The organism is Litchfieldia salsa, assembly GCF_900104555.1.
In the GTDB taxonomy this organism is placed as follows: Bacteria; Bacillota; Bacilli; order Bacillales; family Bacillaceae_L; genus Litchfieldia; species Litchfieldia salsa.
This window is the reverse complement of sequence record NZ_FNJU01000007.1, coordinates 176318-195861: the sequence shown is the minus strand read 5'-3', so window position 1 is coordinate 195861 and position 19544 is coordinate 176318. Positions and strand designations below refer to the sequence as shown.

The following is a 19544-nucleotide window of genomic DNA, read 5'->3' as shown; positions in this document are numbered from 1 at the left end:
CTAGATGAGGTATTATTTAACAATCGCACTTAGGTTTTCCAAAAATGAAAGCACCCTAAAGCTAGACTATAAGAGTCTAAACTTTAGGGTGCTTTGTTATCCACAATCATCGATTTACTTCCTTATTTTCCAGCTCTGGTCCTTCTTTTTCACTTCGGGGATCCAATTCTGTTTACTAAAAAAATAAGCCTCCAATATAAACCTAGCGTTTGTATTGGTGCTTAGAGATTTCTTTATTTAATTATAGAAATGAATAAGCGCTTTTCCTCTTTCTTTTGCAGTATATAAGGCTTGGTCAGCGTTTCGAATAAAGTCTTGTGGGGTTGTCCCGTCATTCTGATAAATTGCAATCCCAATTGAAGAGGTTGTCTGGAAAATATGGTCTTCTATACGCCAAGACTTTTTTAATCTATTTACGATTCTTTCTCCGATTAACTTTGCTTGCTCTATACTTTCCAATCTAGGGAGAATAATGGCAAATTCATCTCCTCCAAGTCGTGCTAATACATCTGTATCGCGAATAGAGTTTTGAATTCTTCTAACCAATTGTATAAGCATTTGGTCACCGATATGATGCCCCATTCTATCATTTATATCTTTAAAGTGATCAATATCTAAGTACATCAGTGCTAATAAATGATTAGATTGTTCTGCTTTCGTCATTTCCTGAGAGAGTTTATCCATGAAATAGCGACGATTCGGTATATTAGTTAAATGATCATGATAGGCCATCGTTTCTAATTGACTTTGATATTCTTTCCGTTGAATAATATCTCTTGCGACTAAAACCAATTGTTCAAATTCCCCATTATCGTTATATATGGTGTTAATATTTGCTTCAAGCCAAATATATTGCCCGTCTTTTTTTTGAAATTGATAGTCATAATTCTCTTGTGATTTTTTCCCTTGGAATATTAATTCTCGGTAGGTGTTTTTTACGAATTCTTGATGATCGGGATGGATAAATCCTGAAAACAGGTTGACTTCATTATTAATAAAAATATCACTAGAGTAACCTGTGATTTTCTCAAATGATGGAGATAAATAAGTAATAGTTCCCTTCCCATCAACTGTTAGAATGATATCTTTCATATTTTCAGCAATTAAGCGATAGTTTGATTCACTTATCTTTAGTGATTCTTCTGCTCTTTTTCGGTGAGTAATCTCTCTACTAACGACTATTAAATGGCTTCTATTGCCGTCTTTATCAAAAATGGGAGTTTTTATTACTTCCCACGTTCGTAGGGTCCCGTCAGGAGTTTTGAATGATTTTTCAATTAAAGTTGCTTCTCGTTTATCCCAGGCCATTTCATCTGTCTTCATATTATAAATAAAGTTTTCTCGATGTTGTGGAAAAATCTCAAGTAATTCTCGTTCTGTTTTCCCTTGATAAGGATAATTCTCTCCCATCCCGTAGGAAATGAGAACTAGTTTATTGGTAACGAGCCATCGGCCTTCTCCATCTTTTAAGACAATAAATTCTGGTACCATATCTATAAGTAGACGAAGCTGTGGTTCGTTAGCTGTAAGGGTAGATAATTCTTGGATAAATTCCATAGTTTCTCCTTTGTAAACACATGTTCTTATATATAATCTATTTTACAATAGTCTGGTAAATAAATATATAGGATGGAATAGGTAAAATGTAACAAGTCTGTATAGGTTTAGAATGATTCACAAAGACAAAGAAAAACCTCTATCTACTTGTAGAGGTTTTGTGTCAAGAGGACTATATAGGGAAAACTACTTATGCTTCGATTCCCGCAATTCCAAAGCCGCCAGGTCCAGCATGAGTGGAAATCATGGCACCAGCTTCAATCCATGTAATGCGTTTAAATCCATGTTCTCTGGCTATTCCATCCATTCGTTGTTTAACATTTTCATCAAGTCCTAGTGAATATTGAAAATAAAGCATTTCCCGATCAATGTTGTAGTCATTTAAATAGTCTTGGATAAGCTTTTCAGCCACTACCATCATTTTTCCACGATATTTTTTGGTTGAAACAAGCTTACCGTCAACTAATTCAATTCTAGGCTTGATTTTTAAAAGTGCACCGCCTAGATATGCCATATTACTTACCCGCCCACCAGCTCTTAAGAACTCTAAGCTACCGGGAACGAAGGCGAGCCGTGATTTAGGAACAGTGCTTTTAATCTTCTCTACGAAATGAACAGGATCTATGGTAGGTTCTTTCTCTAGTAAATTGGCAGCAAACATCACGATGGCACCTAATCCACCAGTAACGTTCAGAGCATCAATTAAATAGAGATCTTCAAAATCTTCTGCTGCAATTATTGCATTCTGGAAGGAAGAAGACGCTCTAGATGTGTAACCGATATGTACAATCACGCAATCAGGAAAATCCTCTCTTATTTTCGTGAACAACTCTTGATATTCATGGGAATTAGTTGAAGTAGTAGAAGGTATCTTTTTGGTTCGCTCATAATAGTCATATATCTCCTGTACAGGTAGCTCACCATCTAAATAATCTTTTCCTTCCATAATAACGTGCATAGGGACAACTCTAATACCGTGTTTTTCAGCTAATTCTCTTGGCAGATCAGCTCCACTTTCTGTCGATAAAATGATTCTTCTCATATTATATCCCTCCCCAAATTTTGTGTTCAGTATGTGCTAGATTCTAGGTTTCTACTATTACTATATATAAAGGGTCCTAATTAATATACTGTTACATTTCATTATATTCAATATGGTGTAAATGAAATCAATTTAAACTAACAAATTCACCTTGCATATATAAAAAATGGTTTCGCATACTAATTTCATGTAAAATAGAGGAATAGAAGATAAAAAGAGTGCATGGGGGATAAAAGGTGGCTTATCAACTAAAGAAGAATTTCAAACTATTTGCATTAAATTCGAACCAAGAGTTAGCCAGAGAAATGGCAAGCCTTTTGGGTTGTCAGATTGGTAAATGCTCTGTGAACCATTTTAGTGATGGTGAGATCCAAATCCATATAGAAGAAAGTATCCGAGGAAGTGAGGTATATCTAGTCCAATCTACTTCACATCCAAGTAACGAACATATTATGGAACTTCTCATTATGATTGATGCTTTAAAACGAGCATCAGCTAAAGCAATCAACGTGGTTATGCCTTACTATAGTTATGCACGTCAAGACCGTAAAGCTAGATCCAGAGAACCGATTACTGCAAAACTAATTGCAAACCTGTTAGAGAGAGCAGGTGCAACTAGAGTATTAACGATGGATTTCCATGCTCCTCAAGTTCAAGGATTCTTTGACATACCTGTAGACCATTTAATTGGTATGCCTATCTTTACTGAATACTATGAGAAAAAAGCGTTAGAGGATGTAGTGGTTGTGGCCCCACATAATGGAAGTGTGGTCAGAGCAAGAAAAATGGCCAGCAGATTAAATGCGCCAATTGCCTTGATCGACAGATATCATCCTGAAAGAGACATGTCTGAGATTATGAATATCGTTGGAACAATTGAAGGACAAAATGTCATTCTGATTGATGATTTAGTAGATACAGCTGCTACAATCACGATTGCTGCAGATGCTTTAGCTGAAAAAGGGGCAAAAGCGATTTACGCTTGTTGCACTCATGCGGTTCTATCTGGTTCGGCAATAGATAGAATTGAATCATCTGCAATTAAAGAATTAGTGGTAACGAACACAATTAAGATTCCTGAGGGTATCCAGCTTAACAAAATGGTAACCTTATCTGTGGCCCCATTATTTGTTGATGCGATTGACAGAATCCATAATGAGAAAGCAGTAAGTCCTTTATTTGAATAAGTAGATTGTGAACAATTGAGAGGAGATGGACTAAAATGGTTCATCTCCTTTTTGCTTCACTTTAAATTAAAAGTAGAAATGATTGATAGTTAATAAATTCACGAAAGTTTTATATTTTGATTAATGATTTAAATTTCTGATTATGTTATAATATCAAGGGAATGAAAACGTTTAATCAAACGTTTTATTCGAACTATTAAAAATGCTATCATAAACCTAAGTTGTCTCAATATTTTTATACTATGAATTTATTTTCTATTATTGGAGGAAAATTTGATGAGTATTGATGTAAAAAATTCCATACAAAGTGGTAAAACAGTCCTTGGTATTGAACTTGGTTCAACCAGAATTAAAGCAGTTCTTATAGGCGAAGATAATACGCCAATCGCATCTGGAAGTCATGATTGGGAAAATAGTTATGTGAACAATGTCTGGACTTATAGTCTTGAAGATGTTTGGAAGGGTGTACAAAATAGTTATCAAATGATGGCTAACGATGTGAAGCAGCAATATGGCGTAACCTTACAAACAGTTGGAGCAATTGGTTTCAGTGCAATGATGCATGGTTATATGGCTTTCGATAAAGAAGGAGAGCTGTTAGTACCTTTCCGTACCTGGCGTAATAATATCACTGAACAGGCTTCGAAAGCTTTGACTGAAGTATTTAACTATCACATTCCACAAAGATGGAGTATTGCTCATTTATATCAAGCGGTTTTGAATCAAGAAGAACATATTTCTGAAATTAGCTTCCAGACAACTCTTGCTGGGTACATCCATTGGAAATTAACTGGTGAGAAAGTTCTAGGAGTTGGTGAAGCATCAGGCGTTTTTCCAATTGACCTGAACACGAAAGACTATAATCAAACAATGATTAACCAATTCAATGAATTAACAGCATCTAAGAATTTACCATGGAAACTTGAAGAGATTCTACCTAAGGTTCTAGTAGCTGGAGAAAATGCTGGGGTTCTTTCTGAAGAGGGAGCAAAGCTTCTTGATGTAACTGGAGAACTTCAGGCTGGTATTCCACTTTGTCCACCTGAGGGTGATGCAGGAACTGGTATGGTTGCAACAAACAGTGTAGCGCAACGTACTGGAAATGTTTCAGCTGGTACATCTGTATTTGCAATGGTAGTTCTGGAAAAGGAATTGTCTAAAGTATATTCTGAGATTGACCTTGTTACGACACCAACTGGTAACCTAGTGGCTATGGCTCATTCTAACAACTGTTCTTCAGACCTGAACGCTTGGGTTGGATTGTTTGATGAATTCTCAAAAGCGATGGGTATGGATGTTGATATGAATAAATTATATGGAACTCTATACAATCTTGCTCTTCAAGGAGATCCAGATGGTGGCGGCTTATTAGCATACGGCTATCTTTCAGGTGAGCATATTACTCACTTTGAAGAAGGTCGTCCATTGTTTGTTCGTTCATCTGACAGCAATTTCACCCTTCCGAATTTCATGCGAGTGCATTTATTTACGGCACTAGGTGCATTGAAGATAGGAATGGACATTCTTCTTAAGGAAGAAAACGTGAAGTTAGATGAAATTCTCGGTCATGGAGGATTGTTCAAGACTAAAGGTGTTGGTCAAAGCATCATGGCTGGTGCTCTTAATGTTCCCGTTTCTGTTATGGAAACTGCAGGAGAAGGTGGAGCATGGGGAATTGCTCTTCTAGCATCATATATGATTAATAAAGCTGATAACGAAACATTAGATGAATATCTAAATCAAAAAGTATTTGCAGGACAAGTGGGAGATACTATCTCTCCAAATCCTAAGGATGTAGAAGGTTTTGAGCAATTTATGACTCGTTACACAAGCGGACTTGCTATTGAAAGAGCTGCTGTAGACCATCTTAAATAAATCGTTTAGAACAAAACGCGACAGGAGAAATGCTCCTGTCGCGTTTTTTTAGGTTCAGTTTCAAAGATTAAATGAGAAGCGGTTTACCCTTCATATAATCCACTGACTTAAAACTCTGTTTAAACTGTTTAGGTGTGACACCCATAAATTTTTTGAAGTGTCGATAGAAATGTGATTGATCAAAATATCCATTTTCTTGAATAATGTCAATCATGTCTTTTGAATCTGTATCTAAAAAACTCGTTAGTGTCCTCTGGAATTTAACAATTTGGCTAAACTCATTAGGAGAAAAGCCGATATAAGCCTCGAATTTCCTTCGTATATAACGATCAGAATATCCTGTCATGTCTTCTAATTTAGAGATGCTTATGCTCCCTCTTGAGGAGTATATTTTCTGAATACAATAGTCTACAATCCTTTGATCATAATTGTCATCTACCCTTTGGTCATAAAGATACTTACAAAAAACTTGAATTCTCTCCGTAAAAGAGATACATAATCCGATTTCCTCGATAATTGAAGAGTCTAATGAGAGTACATCAAAAAGGGGAATTCTTTGATCTAGAAGTTCTTTCATCGAAAAATTCAATTTTAAGATGGATTGTTCTGGGAAAAATCTAACACCAAAATAGTCACAATCATAGTGGAAGTTAGGTTGAAATCGACGCTGGAAAGGGCTAGTCCATAAAATAGCAGAAGGATTTGTGGGGCTACAACAAAACAAGATATCAAAACATCCGTCTGGAATTAAGGTCAATGAATGGACAGATAGATGATTTGTCTTAAATTGATAGAAGAGCGAAACATTTTTTTCATTTGGATCTAATGGAGAAAATTCAATATAGTTATCGGTTATATAACCTATTTCAGGTTGGGAAGGGAAAAAGAGCTGCCCATTGATTCTATCTTGCATACCAAAAACCCCCATATCAGTATTGATTGTTAATTATAGAAGGGGTTAACGGACTTATCAACTGTTTTGTCAGAAGATGTGACATCCTTTTTTTTAGTTCCGAAACGTACAATAAACTCTATTTGCTTGGATATAAACTAGCTTACATGAAAGGTTCAAATTTTTCTAAATTTTTTTAAAAAGGGAGAATAATACTATGCAAATTAAAGAGACCATTTTAGTAAAGCATCCATTGGAGCCTCTGACAGGTAAGGAAATTACAAAAGCAGTGCAACTCGTTAAACAGAAAATGAATATAAGTGAAAGTGCTAGATTTGCAGAAGTAATTTTACATGAACCAGAAAAGGAAACCGTCCTTAATTTTAAAGAGGGTGATTCTATAGAAAGACAGGCACACATCATCCTGTTAGAACCAGAAACAAATGAAACATTCGAGGGTGTCGTCTCAATTACTAAAGAGGACATACATTCATGGGAGTTTGTTCCTGATGTAAGGCCTGGTTTCATACTAGATGAGTTTGATCAAATTGAAAGTTTGGTAGTAAATGATCCAGATTATCAAGCTGCACTATTAAAAAGAGGGGTAAGCGATCCTAGTCTGGTGATGGTTGATCCTTGGTCATCTGGATATTTCGATATTAAGGAAGATGAAGGGAAAAGGTTAGTAAGAGCATTAGCATGGGTAAGACCTGCTAAAGATGAGAACGGCTATGCTTATCCACTTACTGGACTGATTGCGGTAGTAGATGTGAATAAAATGGAAATCTTGCGAATTGAAGATTATGGGGTTAAGCCACTTCCACCAACAGATGGCGCTTATATTCCAGAAGAGGCTAACAGCTATGATCTTACTTTCAGAACAGATGTTAAGCCACTTGATATTATTCAGTCAGAAGGACCAAGTTTTACAATCGACGGACATTCTATCGATTGGCAGAAATGGAAAATTAGATTTGGCTTTACACCGAGGGAAGGGTTGGTCATTCATACGGTATCTTATGAAGATAAAGAGAAAGTCCGCCCGATTTTATATCGTGCAGCTTTATCAGAAATGGTTGTACCTTATGGTGATACAAATCCAGCACATAACTGGCAAAATGCGTTTGATGCTGGTGAGTATGGAATTGGTCAACTTGCAAATTCTTTAGAACTTGGTTGTGATTGTGTCGGTCATATTCAATATTTTGATGCAACAATGTCTAACAGTAAAGGTGAACCATTTACTATAAAAAATGCCGTATGTCTTCATGAAGAAGATTATGGGGTGGCATGGAAGCATACAGACTGGAGAACAAACCGTGTAGAGGTTCGTCGTTCTCGTCGTCTCGTAATCTCCTTCTTTGCAACTGTAGCAAACTATGATTATGGTTTCTTTTGGTCTTTCTATCCTGATGGGACCATTGAATGTGAGGTTAAATTAACTGGTATATTGAATGTTGGTGCACTCGACGAAGGTGAGAAACCGAAATATGGAACTGAGGTAGCACCGCAGGTTAATGCACCATTTCATCAACACTTCTTCAATTTTAGAATTGATACGATGATTGACGGTGTGAACAATTCTGTGACTGAATCTCATACTGTTGCAGAACAAGCTGGTCCAAATAACCCTAATAATAATGCATTTTATCCGGTTTCTAAAACATTCAAAACAGAGACTGAATCTGTTCGAAACATTGATATAGCTTCACAAAGAACGTGGAAAGTCATTAATCCTAATTCAACAAATCTAATGGGTCAGCCTGTCGGATATAAACTAGTGACTGGTGAAAATTGCTTTCCGTTTGCTACAGATGAATCAACTGTTATTAAACGTGCAGGGTTTATTAAAAATCACTTACATGTGACAAAGTTTGACAGAGACCAAATGTATGCTTCTGGAAAATTTCCGAACCAACATAAGGGTGGGGACAGTCTAGAGCATTACGTAAAAGCAGATCGAAAGATTGAAAACGAAGATGTTGTACTTTGGTACACAATGGGACACCATCACATTACACGCCCAGAGGATTGGCCTGTAATGCCAACGGCTTATCAAAGCTTTTCATTAAAGCCATTTGGTTTCTTTGACCGAAATCCAGCTCTAGACCTTCCACGCCCTGCAGCAAAAGCAGGTGCAAGCTGTAGTTCAAATTCTAGTGGATCAAGCTGCCACAATTAGCAATAAAAATTAGTAAGTAATAAGACAAAGAGAGGCAGATTTAGGTTTACTCTCTTTGTTCATAAAAATGAGGTGATTGAGAAGATGATAATCATTAGTGCTATGCTGTTACTGGTCTATCTATTGGTCTTTTCTAGTTTGATTTATTCTAATAAACAGTACCTTTACTTAATGAGTGGGAAAATGTGCTCTATGATTCTAGTAATGACCACTACATTACTAATTGGCTTAATACTTGGGTTTATATTACAAGGAAATTTTGCATTATCTACAATAGGCTCTATACTAGTCGGTTTCATTGCTGCAAGTATTATAAGTGGTCCTTTTCAATCTTCTGTAAAACTTGAGGCACTTTGCTCTAGTGTGATGGGATCGATGATGGGGGCGATGGTAGGTGAAATGACTGTAGCAAGTGATATAAATATTCTTCTCCTCTTTATGGACAGTTTGTTCATCGTCAGCATGGCATATATGATGATGATGTTTAAAAAGGATATCGTTGAAAAAGTAGGTGTTGGGAAGAGAAGGAATCCGGTTATTTCTATCCTATTTTCATCTGTGCTACCGATTGTCATTCTAGGTATTTTTAACTTTTGGGGTACAAATATCAGTCCGACTAATAGCGAGCAAGTGGATCATCATCACCATCTTGAAGTAAACACAGATTAATAGAATAAAGGGGGATCATCTTATATGAAAGATAAAATAGTTTGGATCGTATTGGCAGCTTTTGTTTTATTCTGTATTCCTTTTAATGTGTTAGCTGCTGAAGGTGAGGCAGCAGCAATTGATACTGGTGATACAACCTGGATGTTAGTAGCAACAGCAATCGTAATATTTATGCATGTTCCAGGTTTGGCCTTATTTTACGGTGGATTAGTCAGTGAACGAAATGTAGTGTCTACGATGATGCACAGTTTTGTTAGCTTATTGACTGTAACCATTGTTTGGGTACTATGGGGTTACACCTTATCTTTTGGTTCGGATGTAGGTGGATTTATTGGGGGACTTGAGTTCCTTGGATTTAATAATGTTGGAGAAGAAGCAGTTGGAACCATTCCACATTATATCTTTGCTATGTTCCAATGTGCCTTTGCTGCAATAACTGTAGCGATTATCTCAGGTGGGATTGCCGGAAGAATTTCGTTCCCGGCATGGATTTTATTCTCTGTTTTATGGGTGACCTTTATTTATGCTCCTATGGCCCATTGGGTTTGGGGTGGAGGCTGGCTATATAAAATGGGAGAACTAGATTTTGCGGGCGGAACGGTTGTTCATATTCTGTCTGGGGTGAGTGCTTTAACTGCAGCAATTATTATCGGTCCGAGATTTGAACATCTGAAGAAAGACCATGGTCCACATAATATCGTTTTATTTTTAATCGGAGCAGCAACACTTTGGTTTGGTTGGTTTGGCTTTAATGCTGGTAGTGCACTTGGATCGAATGGTTTAACTGCTCTATCGTTTGCAAATACGCAAGTGGCTGCAGCGGCTGGTGGACTTGGGTGGCTATTGATTGAATGGAAAGTGAAAAAGAGACCAACATTGGTTGGTGCTGCAACTGGAGCAATTGCTGGACTTGTAGGGATTACACCTGCAGCTGGATTTGTTACCGTAGGGTCAGCCTTAATCATTGGGTTGATTGCCGCACCTATTTGTTTCTTTGGGATTTATTTCGTCAAAGCAAAATTCAAGTATGATGATACACTAGATGCATTTGGTGTTCATGGAATTGGTGGCATTTGGGGAGCAATTGCAACTGGATTATTTGCGACAACATCTGTGAATTCTGCAGGAAACAACGGTTTATTTTATGGAAATCCTGAGCAATTACTTCACCAGCTAATCGGTGTTGCTACTGCAATTGTCCTGGCTTCTGTAGGAACATTTGTCATCTTGAAAGTGATAGCAATTTTCACCCCACTACGGGTAAGTAAAGAAGATGAATTGATGGGTCTTGACTTAAGCTTCCACGAGGAACCTGCATATTACTCAGAAGAAAGTGTTAAGATAAACAATTCTTCATCTGTAAAAGTTGATTAGAATTAGGTACTTAAAACGCGATGGAGGATGAATTTCTTCTGTCGCGTTTTTTTGTTATGAGTGTAAGATTACAAACTTCATCCACATAACCACGGGAAAAACAATGGTCAAAATAGTATACTCTTTTAGTCAATTAAGTCACCCTAAATTGTACAGTTATCGTTTATAATAATTTTAGAAAGCGTTTACAAAGTGGAGGTGGGTCATATGGATATTAAAATAGATACTGATCATGTTCGTGCTAAGGCTGAAGCACATCGAGTGATAAAGAGAAAAGCAACCTTGAAAAAGGTTTTAAGTTACACTGCCTTTGTTGGTCCGGCATTATTATTCTTCCTAGTTATTCAGATCTTGCCATTCTTTATGGGAATCTATTATTCTTTTACATCATGGAATGGTGTGAGTTCGAGTGTTGAGTGGGTAGGGCTTGAGAATTATATTAAGATTTTTACGAGTGATCAGAAGTTTATGGATTCTTTCTTATTTACAACAAAATTTATGTTTGCCGCTGTGATTATAAGTAATGTGATTGGTTTTAGTCTTGCTCTCTTATTAAACGCAGCACTAAAAACAAAAAACATTTTACGTACTGTTTATTTTATACCGAATGTGATCGGGGGTTTACTACTTGGATTCATCTGGCAGTTCATCTTCGTAAAAGGATTTGCTTCCATTGGATCTTTAACAAACATCCCATTCTTTAAACTTGCTTGGCTTGGGGATGAAACGACAGCTTTCTGGGGAATTGTTATTGTTTTTGCTTGGCAAATCAGTGGGTATATGATGGTCATTTATATAGCTGCATTACAAGGTGTAGATACATCGCTTTTAGAAGCTGCTAAAATAGATGGAGCAAACAGTTGGACGATGTTAAAAAGTATTATCATTCCATTAATACTACCTGCATTTACGATTTGTTTCTTCTTGACGATTTCGATGGCGTTTAAGATCTTTGACCTGAATTTATCGTTAACTGGTGGAGGACCTTTCAACTCTACGCAATCGGTTGCAATCAATATTTATCAGGAAGCATTCCAGAATAACCGCTATGGACTTGGAACCGCAAAATCAATTCTCTTTTTCCTAGTTGTGGCGATCTTTACTACCATTCAAGTTCTTGCGACAAAGAAGAGGGAGGTTGAGGCATAATGAACCGAAGATATACAGGTAAAACATTTACATTTGAAATCATTGGAATCATTATCGGAATCATTTTCCTTATCCCGTTTTACTTTGTGGCAGTCAATTCGGTTAAAAGCTTTGCTGAGATTTTGCTAGATGCGGCTGCATGGCCGAAAGATATCTTATTCTCGAATTATGTGAAGGTTTGGGAAATCATTAACTTTCCAAGAGCGTTTTGGAATTCGCTTATTATAACGGTTGCTAGTAATGCTGGACTTGTGGTGATTAGTTCGATGGCTGCTTGGAAAATGGTGAGGACACCTGGGAAGCTAAGTAAATTCTTATTTGTCCTCTTTGTGTCAGCCATGGTCATTCCATTCCAGACTGTCATGATTCCTTTAATGAAGCTAGGTGGAACACTTGGAATTGTAAATAGTATTCCTGGACTAATTATCATGTATTTTGGATTTGGTGTGCCATTGTCTTTATTCCTATATCATGGTTTTGTGAAAACGGTTCCGGTCGAAATTGAAGAATCTGCTAGAGTAGATGGATGTAGTCAGTTCGGTGTATTTTGGAGAATTGTTTTTCCATTGTTAAAACCAATTACAGTTACTGTCGTCATTTTGAATACTCTCTGGATTTGGAACGATTTTCTATTACCGATGCTCGTTTTACAGGATGCTGAATTAAGAACCATACCACTCGCAACAAGCTCATTCTTTGCTCAATATACAAAACAATGGGATATGGGTCTAGCAGCTCTTGTGCTAGGTATCACACCGGTTATTATTTTCTTCTTGTTCTTGCAGAAGCATATCATTAAAGGAATTGCTGCAGGTTCAATTAAATAGAGTACTAGTTTGGTATATTCTTTTGTCACTGTACAAAAGTTTATATAGATAACAAGATATATATAAGGAGGTCAATGGAATGAAGAAAAGCCGTTTTTTACTTATTTGCTTATCAATGTTATTAGTAGTAGGTATTTTTGCTGGATGTTCTAAGGATACATCAACAGAAGGTGAAAAGCCAAAGGATGATAAAGGTACAGACACAGGTGGGGATGAAGTAGTTACACTTAACTTCTTCCAGTTTAAAGTAGAGATCGCAGATCAATTACAAGAAATGATTAATGAATTTGAAACTGAACATCCGAATATTAAGATTAAGCTTGAAACAGTAGGTGGCGGTGCTGATTATGGTGCTGCTTTGAAGGCGAAATTCGCGTCTGGTGAAAAACCTGATATCTTTAATAATGGTGGATTTAAAGAACTAGAGCTTTGGAAAGAACATTTAGCTGACCTCTCAAATGAGCCATGGGCAGAGCACGTATTGCCAATTGGTAAAGTTCCGATGACAGATACAGATGGCAAACTATATGGAATGCCTGTTAACCTTGAAGGATATGGATTTATTTATAATAAAGATTTATTTGAAAAAGCGGGAATCACTGAGACTCCAACAACAGTTTCTGAGCTAAAAGCTGCTGCAGAAAAGCTTGAAGAAAACGGTATTACGGCATTTGCTGCAGGTTATGGCGAGTGGTGGGTAATTGGACAACATTTATTAAATATCCCATTTGCACAACAAGAGGATCCAGTTGCATTTATTGAAGGATTATATGATGGTTCAGAAACACTGGTAGATAATGAACACTTTAAAGCGTTTAAAGAAGTGATTGATACAGAAGTAAAGTATGGTAATGATAATCCATTGACAACAGACTACAATACACAAGTTACATTATTTGCATCAGGTCAGGCAGCAATGCTTCAGCAAGGAAACTGGACTGAGAATATGATCACTGAAATCAATCCAGACATGAACATGGCATTCTTGCCGATTCCAATCAATGATGATGAAGCTGCTTCAGATCGTTTACCTGTAGGAGTGCCAAATAACTGGGTATTAAATAAGAATTCTGAACACCTTGAAGAGGCTAAATTATTCTTAGAATGGATGGTTACTTCTGAAACTGGGAAGCGTTATATCACGGAAGAATTTGCGTTTATTCCGGCATTTGATAATATTGAACCAACTGGTTTAGGAGATTTAGGACAATCGATTCTAGAATACTCTAAAGCAGACAAAACAATCCCTTGGACTTGGTTCAGATGGCCAGATGGAGCTAATAAGGAATTTGCTGCAACCATTCAAGAATATTCAACAGGCAAAATTGATTATGACACAGTATTAGAACGATTCCAAGGTACTTGGGACAACTTAAAATAAAACCGAATACAGAATTAAACTATAGAAAGCTAACCTATCTTTGAGAGAGGCACTTTCTATAGTTTTTTTATCAGTTTGTTAGGGAAGCTGTTAAAAATAAATCTATACCAAACACGTACTTATTCCTCTATACTAAACTTAGTTATAGAAAGGAGGAACCATTGGTGTTTAGAAAAAGCATAAGGAATAAGTTAATCATATTGCTACTAGTAGCTACTATTATCCCATTCGGCTCCTCGATCATCATAACCTACTATCATACAAAGGAATCAATCAAAAACCAAGTGGTACAGGAAAATATGAATCTATTATATCAAGGGAAGGTTAATTTACAGAGTTACCTAACTGAACTAAATGGACTACCACTATCTTTATATAATAACCCTGAATTTATGACATTTATGAAATCATCACAGAAGGAAACGAACTACTTTAATGTTGGTACGGTTAATAACCTGTTACAAACAATTTTATATGCAGAAGACAACATTGATCGCGTGTATATTTCATTTTTAGAAAATAACAGATTTATATCTATATCAAAAAGGTCAACGGTTGTCTTTTCTTCAGACATTAAGGAAAGTTATTTGGAATATTATAAAAAGACCTATGAAAGTCCTTATAATATGTATATAGAGCCCATGCATTATCAATCTGGAGATGAAACGATGGTAAAGTCAAAGCCAAAGCAAGTATTTTCACTCCATCGAGCATTCATAAATGTTCCGTCAAACGAAATTCTTGCGTATATTTCCCTCGAGGTTTCACCAGATGAGATTATCAAGCTAAGTGAAAACTTATATAATAAGGATCGTGAAGAATTCTATATTCTTTCACCACAGGGAGAATTAATCTACAGTTCGAATGTGAAGGTTTCGGGAAATGAAGAAAACCAAGAGTGGATCTCTAGTTTACTAACAGGTCAGTCTGAAAGTGGATCAAAGGAATGGAAAGAAGATCATTTTCATGGTGTTATGCTTTATAATAAGATGGAAGATTCGGCTGGTGGATGGATTCTAGTGAAGAGAATCCCTTATTCAACTTTATATGAAAGCGCTTTTTCTGTTGCGAAAATTAATATTTTATTCGGGATATTGGGCATGGTTTTAGTTATTCTAGCGACATTATTTGTTACCGTTAAGATTACTTCCCCCATTAGAATCTTATTACAAAATATTCAACAAGTGGAAGATGGAAACATGAAGGTCCAATTTTCTTCGCTCGGTAGTAAGGAAGATGAGATTGGAATTCTTGGAGATCGATTTAAAGGCATGATTGAAAAAATTAATCTCTTAATTAATCGAGAATATAAGTTAGAGCTTGAAAATAAAACAAATCAATTAAAGGTATTACAATCGCAAATTAATCCACATTTTCTATATAACGCACTTCAATCAATTGGAACATTGGCCTTGAAAAATAACGTTCCACAAATCTATTCTCTTATCACCCATTTATCTAAAATTATGAGATATGGGATGAATACAGATGAATCACTAGTACCCTTAATAAAAGAAATTAATTACACGAAAGCATACCTTCTACTACAAAAGGAACGTTTCGGTGAACATTTAGATTACGTAATTGAGGTAGATGAGAGCGTCCATCATGTTCAAGTGCCAAAGATGGTCATACAACCAATCATAGAGAATTATTTTAAGCATGGATTTGACATTCGTGATGGTATTGGAAAGATCCGATTAAAATGCAAAGAGGTGGATGGATTTCTTGAAATTCGAGTAAGAGATAATGGGATCGGGATTTCTGAGGAAAGATTATTTGAAATATATAAGCACTTTGAAGACGAAAGAAGAAGTACAGATGGTGGAGAGTCGAACATTGGGTTAAAAAACGTTTATGTACGCTTAAAGCTTTATTATGACGGTGGGGCTGATTTACACCTGGAAAATAGAGAAGAAGGCGGACTATTAGTTGCAATGAAGCTACCGATCAATTCAGGAGGTGGACTAAATGAAGGCGATCATCATTGATGATGAAAAACATGTTCGAGAGGGTCTTTCACTACTAGCCAACTGGAATAAGTATGGAATAAAAACAGTTTTTGAAGCACAAGATGGTGAGGAGGCGATGAAAATAATTGCAGAGCATCATCCAGAAATCATCTTTACTGATATGAGAATGCCAAAACAGGATGGAATCTGCTTATTAAAATGGTTACATTCATCATCATTTGTTTGTAAAACAATTGTTATTAGTGGATATGATGATTTTGATTATATGAGAAATGCCATCTATTATAAGAGCTTTGATTACATCTTAAAACCGATTGATCCCGAAATTCTTGATCAAACATTGGATAGGGCGGTAAATGAACTAAGTCAAGAGCACCAAAGTAAAACACAAGAAATGACAGAAGGTTTTCAGGCTAAGGATACAATTACGCAGAAAGAGAAAAGTAGCATGCAGGAGATTGAGCAATATCTTAGAAAGAATTATAAGCAGGATATTACTTTACAGGAAATTGCCGATCAGTTCTTTCTCAGTCGTGAGTATATATCAAGGCGATTCAAGCAGGAATTTAAAGAAACAATCACTGATTATTTAACAAGAATACGAATTGAATATGCTAAAAAGCTTCTTCATAATCCACAAATGAAAATATATGAGATTGCTTTTCAGATTGGCTATCATAATGAAAAGTATTTTAGTAAAGTCTTCAAAAAATCAGTGGGGGTTTCTCCCAATGAATATAGAAGTTCAGTATTAATGAGTTAATAAAAGAGAACTTTAAGAGTAGAGAAGTTGTATAAATGTTCTCTACTCTTAATTTATTTGAAATCTTGTACAATACTAATTGACAGGTGAAATATACCGTGTTATTCTTATTTATGTTCTAGACAGGTCATCAAGCCTGTTTTTATTTTGAAATTTCATTCGACAAATTTCTACTATTTTTTTAATGAATAGGTATTGCATCATTAAATGATAGTTGTTATAATCGTAAGCATGAAAGAAAACAATATGCGGGTGTAGTTTAATGGTAAAACCTCAGCCTTCCAAGCTGATGTCGTGAGTTCGATTCTCATCACCCGCTCCATACATATTTTTCACAACGCAGTGGTTCGTTTCTTGAAAACGAAGTGTTGCGTTTTTTAGTATGTAAAAAAGAGGAAGCAAAGAAATGCTTCCTACGGTTATCCAATAACAGTGGCTTCAGCAGTGCCCCCATGAATTTGGATAAACATATTTTTTAACGATTGAATTAATTCAAGGCCTTCACTACTAGTCATCGAAGGTTTTAAGTAAATTAATTGCAATGCATTTTTTGTCGAGGTAGTAACACCAGAACGTGCAGAATCAACAATTGGGCTACCAAAAGCTCCTTGAGAGTCACAGGATAATATCTTTTGATTCATTGATACATTTCTGCCATTAATAGCTTCATACTCATCAGACGATGTTCCCACTTTTATTTCAACCTTATCACCAGTGAGTTTATCAATATCGTAAATTCCGATTGGAACCTCATATTGTAAAGAAAAGAAATTGTTAATGTCTGCAGCTGAATTAATAGTACCAATATAATTTTGCTTTTTAATTCTTCTATATAGAGATTCAACAGATGGACGATAACGATTTGGGTCTGTACCTACCTTTTTGAAGATTGTTTTCCATTCTCTTAACCCTTCGTAATCATAAAATCCCTTTTCTTCCAAATCGAAGTAAATATTCTCTTGAAATAATTGAAGTCTTCCTTTTACCATTTGTGGAGAGTCAGTCACAACAATGTTAAAATATTCAATGACTCCGATTTTGAAATCGGGAATCGTCTTTTTCAATGATGGTAAAATGTTAATTTCCAATATTTTTCCCTCCAAACTCTATTAAAATTAGTTTACCATAACGAGTGATATAAAAATAAATGTAAAGCTTACTATTAATATTTCTTAAAGAAAGGAGGATTAAGATGAACTATCAACAATTAAAAGAAGAGATAATAGCATACAGTAAAACGATTGGGATTGATAAGATAGGATTTACAAGCGCAACTGTGTTCGGTGGTTTGAAGGCTAGATTAATTACACAACAACAATTAGGCTATCAGTCAGGGTTTGAGGAATCTGATGTAGAAAAGAGAACCAATCCAGATCTCTTACTTTCAGGCGCTCAATCTATTATCGCAATTGCGTTAGCATATCCTTCAAAGTTGAAAAATGCTCCGAGATCAACAAAAGAGGAGCGTCGTGGAATTTTTTGTCGTGCATCTTGGGGACAAGATTATCATCATATCTTAAGAGATCGATTAACGAAATTAGAAGCGTTTATTCAGGAGAAGGTTCCTGAGGCTAAAATGAAGTCAATGGTTGACACAGGTGAATTATCTGACCGTGCTGTTGCTGAACGTGCTGGAATCGGGTGGAGTGGAAAGAATTGTGCGATCATTACTCCAGAATTTGGTTCTTATGTTTATCTTGGAGAAATGGTTATCAATATTCCCTTTGAACCAGATACACCAATGGAAGATCGTTGTGGTTCATGTAATAAATGTGTGGAAGTTTGCCCAACCAATGCTCTTGTTCAAGGAGGCCAGTTAGATTCAACAAAGTGCATTGCTTTTTTAACACAAACCAAGGGCTTTTTGGCTGATGAATATCGAACGAAAATTGGGAACCGTCTATATGGATGTGATACCTGTCAGACAGTATGTCCGGAGAATAAAGGGAAGGACTTTCATTTACATGAAGAAATGGAACCTGATCCTGAAATCGTAAAACCAGTACTGAAGGGCTTATTGCAAATAAGTAATAAAGAGTTTAAGGAAAAGTATGGTGTAATTTCTGGATCTTGGAGAGGAAAGAAACCAATACAACGAAATGCAATCATCGCACTTGCTCATTTTAAAGACGAAACCGCAATTCCAGATTTACAAACTGTGCTGGAGAATGACCCTCGTCCCGTGATTAGAGGGACAGCGGCTTGGGCTTTGGGGAAAATCGGTAATAAGGAAGCAATCCCAATTCTTGAAAAAGCGGCAAGTAGAGAAAAGGACGAGGAAGTCCAGGAAGAAATAAATAAAGGAATGGCCATGCTCCTTGGAATTAAAAAATAGTGAAGAACCAGTTCACAATTGTGAATGGTTCTTTTTTTTACGACTGCTTTTGTAGCAATTATTTGTTATACATTCTATGGTTTCGCGGGAATATAGGAGAAGTTCGCGGGAATAGAGTTAGTTTTCGCGGGATTCCAAGCAAAGTTCGCGGAAAAACGGAATAAGGAAGCCACCACTATTGGAGCCTCGCGGGAATACAGGAGAAGTTCGCGGGATTAGAGCTAGTTTTCGCGGGATTCCAAGCAAAGTTCGCGGGAAAACGGAATAAGGAAGCCTCCACTATTGGAGCCTCGCGGGAATATAGGAGAAGTTCGCGGGATTAGAGCTAGTTTTCGCGG

The 19544-nt window shown here is 36.4% G+C and carries 15 protein-coding genes and 1 tRNA gene; 12 read left to right on the top strand and 4 right to left on the bottom strand.

Annotation, left to right across the window (positions count from 1 at the left end; genetic code table 11):
* Positions 1–237: 237 nt before the first annotated feature.
* Together BLQ56_RS14890 and BLQ56_RS14885 are read right to left on the bottom strand one after the other, a co-directional pair.
* Positions 238–1557 carry a sensor domain-containing protein gene (locus tag BLQ56_RS14890; RefSeq protein ID WP_090855938.1) on the bottom strand — a complete coding sequence of 440 codons (1320 nt, stop codon included), beginning with the start codon at positions 1555–1557 and terminating at the stop codon, positions 238–240.
* A gap of 190 nt (positions 1558–1747) precedes the next feature.
* Positions 1748–2599 (bottom strand): DegV family protein, encoded by an 852-nt coding sequence (locus BLQ56_RS14885; protein ID WP_090855935.1) that lies wholly within the window; start codon positions 2597–2599, stop codon positions 1748–1750.
* Between the two features lie 236 nt (positions 2600–2835).
* Between BLQ56_RS14885 and BLQ56_RS14880 the strand changes: the two genes are divergently transcribed.
* Together BLQ56_RS14880 and BLQ56_RS14875 are read left to right on the top strand one after the other, a co-directional pair.
* On the top strand, positions 2836–3786 hold the full coding sequence (locus BLQ56_RS14880) for a ribose-phosphate diphosphokinase (RefSeq protein ID WP_090855931.1): 951 nt from the start codon (positions 2836–2838) through the stop codon (positions 3784–3786).
* Between the two features lie 276 nt (positions 3787–4062).
* Positions 4063–5661 carry a xylulokinase gene (locus BLQ56_RS14875; RefSeq protein ID WP_090855929.1) on the top strand — a complete coding sequence of 533 codons (1599 nt, stop codon included), beginning with the start codon at positions 4063–4065 and terminating at the stop codon, positions 5659–5661.
* A gap of 67 nt (positions 5662–5728) precedes the next feature.
* Here BLQ56_RS14875 and BLQ56_RS14870 read toward each other — a convergent pair whose 3' ends face one another.
* Positions 5729–6574, bottom strand: coding sequence for a helix-turn-helix domain-containing protein (locus BLQ56_RS14870; RefSeq protein ID WP_238457276.1), 846 nt, complete (start codon positions 6572–6574; stop codon positions 5729–5731).
* 196 nt (positions 6575–6770) lie between these two features.
* On the opposite strand from BLQ56_RS14870, the gene BLQ56_RS14865 reads away from it, so the two are divergent.
* From BLQ56_RS14865 to BLQ56_RS14825, 9 genes are all read left to right on the top strand, one after another.
* The gene (locus BLQ56_RS14865) at positions 6771–8735 is read left to right on the top strand and encodes a primary-amine oxidase (RefSeq protein WP_090855924.1); all 1965 of its coding nucleotides are present in this window, start codon (positions 6771–6773) and stop codon (positions 8733–8735) included.
* 84 nt (positions 8736–8819) lie between these two features.
* Positions 8820–9404 (top strand): hypothetical protein, encoded by a 585-nt coding sequence (locus BLQ56_RS14860; RefSeq protein ID WP_090855921.1) that lies wholly within the window; start codon positions 8820–8822, stop codon positions 9402–9404.
* Between the two features lie 117 nt (positions 9405–9521).
* On the top strand, positions 9522–10778 hold the full coding sequence (locus BLQ56_RS14855) for an ammonium transporter (protein WP_204381083.1): 1257 nt from the start codon (positions 9522–9524) through the stop codon (positions 10776–10778).
* A gap of 207 nt (positions 10779–10985) precedes the next feature.
* Positions 10986–11927 (top strand): carbohydrate ABC transporter permease, encoded by a 942-nt coding sequence (locus BLQ56_RS14850; protein ID WP_090855915.1) that lies wholly within the window; start codon positions 10986–10988, stop codon positions 11925–11927.
* Positions 11927–12754 carry a carbohydrate ABC transporter permease gene (locus BLQ56_RS14845; RefSeq protein WP_090855912.1) on the top strand — a complete coding sequence of 276 codons (828 nt, stop codon included), beginning with the start codon at positions 11927–11929 and terminating at the stop codon, positions 12752–12754. The genes BLQ56_RS14850 and BLQ56_RS14845 overlap by 1 nt, the downstream gene beginning before the upstream one ends.
* A 79-nt stretch (positions 12755–12833) precedes the next feature.
* Positions 12834–14135, top strand: coding sequence for an ABC transporter substrate-binding protein (locus BLQ56_RS14840; RefSeq protein ID WP_090855909.1), 1302 nt, complete (start codon positions 12834–12836; stop codon positions 14133–14135).
* Positions 14136–14299: 164 nt separating this feature from the next.
* Positions 14300–16126, top strand: a complete 1827-nt coding sequence (locus BLQ56_RS14835; RefSeq protein ID WP_090855906.1) for a cache domain-containing sensor histidine kinase — start codon at positions 14300–14302, stop codon at positions 16124–16126.
* Positions 16107–16871: a response regulator transcription factor gene (locus tag BLQ56_RS14830; RefSeq protein WP_090855904.1), complete on the top strand. Its 765-nt coding sequence runs from the start codon at positions 16107–16109 to the stop codon at positions 16869–16871. Before BLQ56_RS14835 ends, BLQ56_RS14830 begins: the two co-directional genes overlap by 20 nt.
* A 248-nt stretch (positions 16872–17119) precedes the next feature.
* A tRNA-Gly gene (locus BLQ56_RS14825) sits at positions 17120–17193 on the top strand.
* A gap of 97 nt (positions 17194–17290) precedes the next feature.
* On the opposite strand, the gene BLQ56_RS14820 is transcribed toward BLQ56_RS14825, so the two are convergent.
* Positions 17291–17959: a B3/B4 domain-containing protein gene (locus BLQ56_RS14820; protein WP_090855901.1), complete on the bottom strand. Its 669-nt coding sequence runs from the start codon at positions 17957–17959 to the stop codon at positions 17291–17293.
* A gap of 104 nt (positions 17960–18063) precedes the next feature.
* On the opposite strand from BLQ56_RS14820, the gene queG reads away from it, so the two are divergent.
* On the top strand, positions 18064–19206 hold the full coding sequence (queG, locus tag BLQ56_RS14815; RefSeq protein ID WP_090855898.1) for a tRNA epoxyqueuosine(34) reductase QueG: 1143 nt from the start codon (positions 18064–18066) through the stop codon (positions 19204–19206).
* Positions 19207–19544 lie beyond the last annotated feature (338 nt).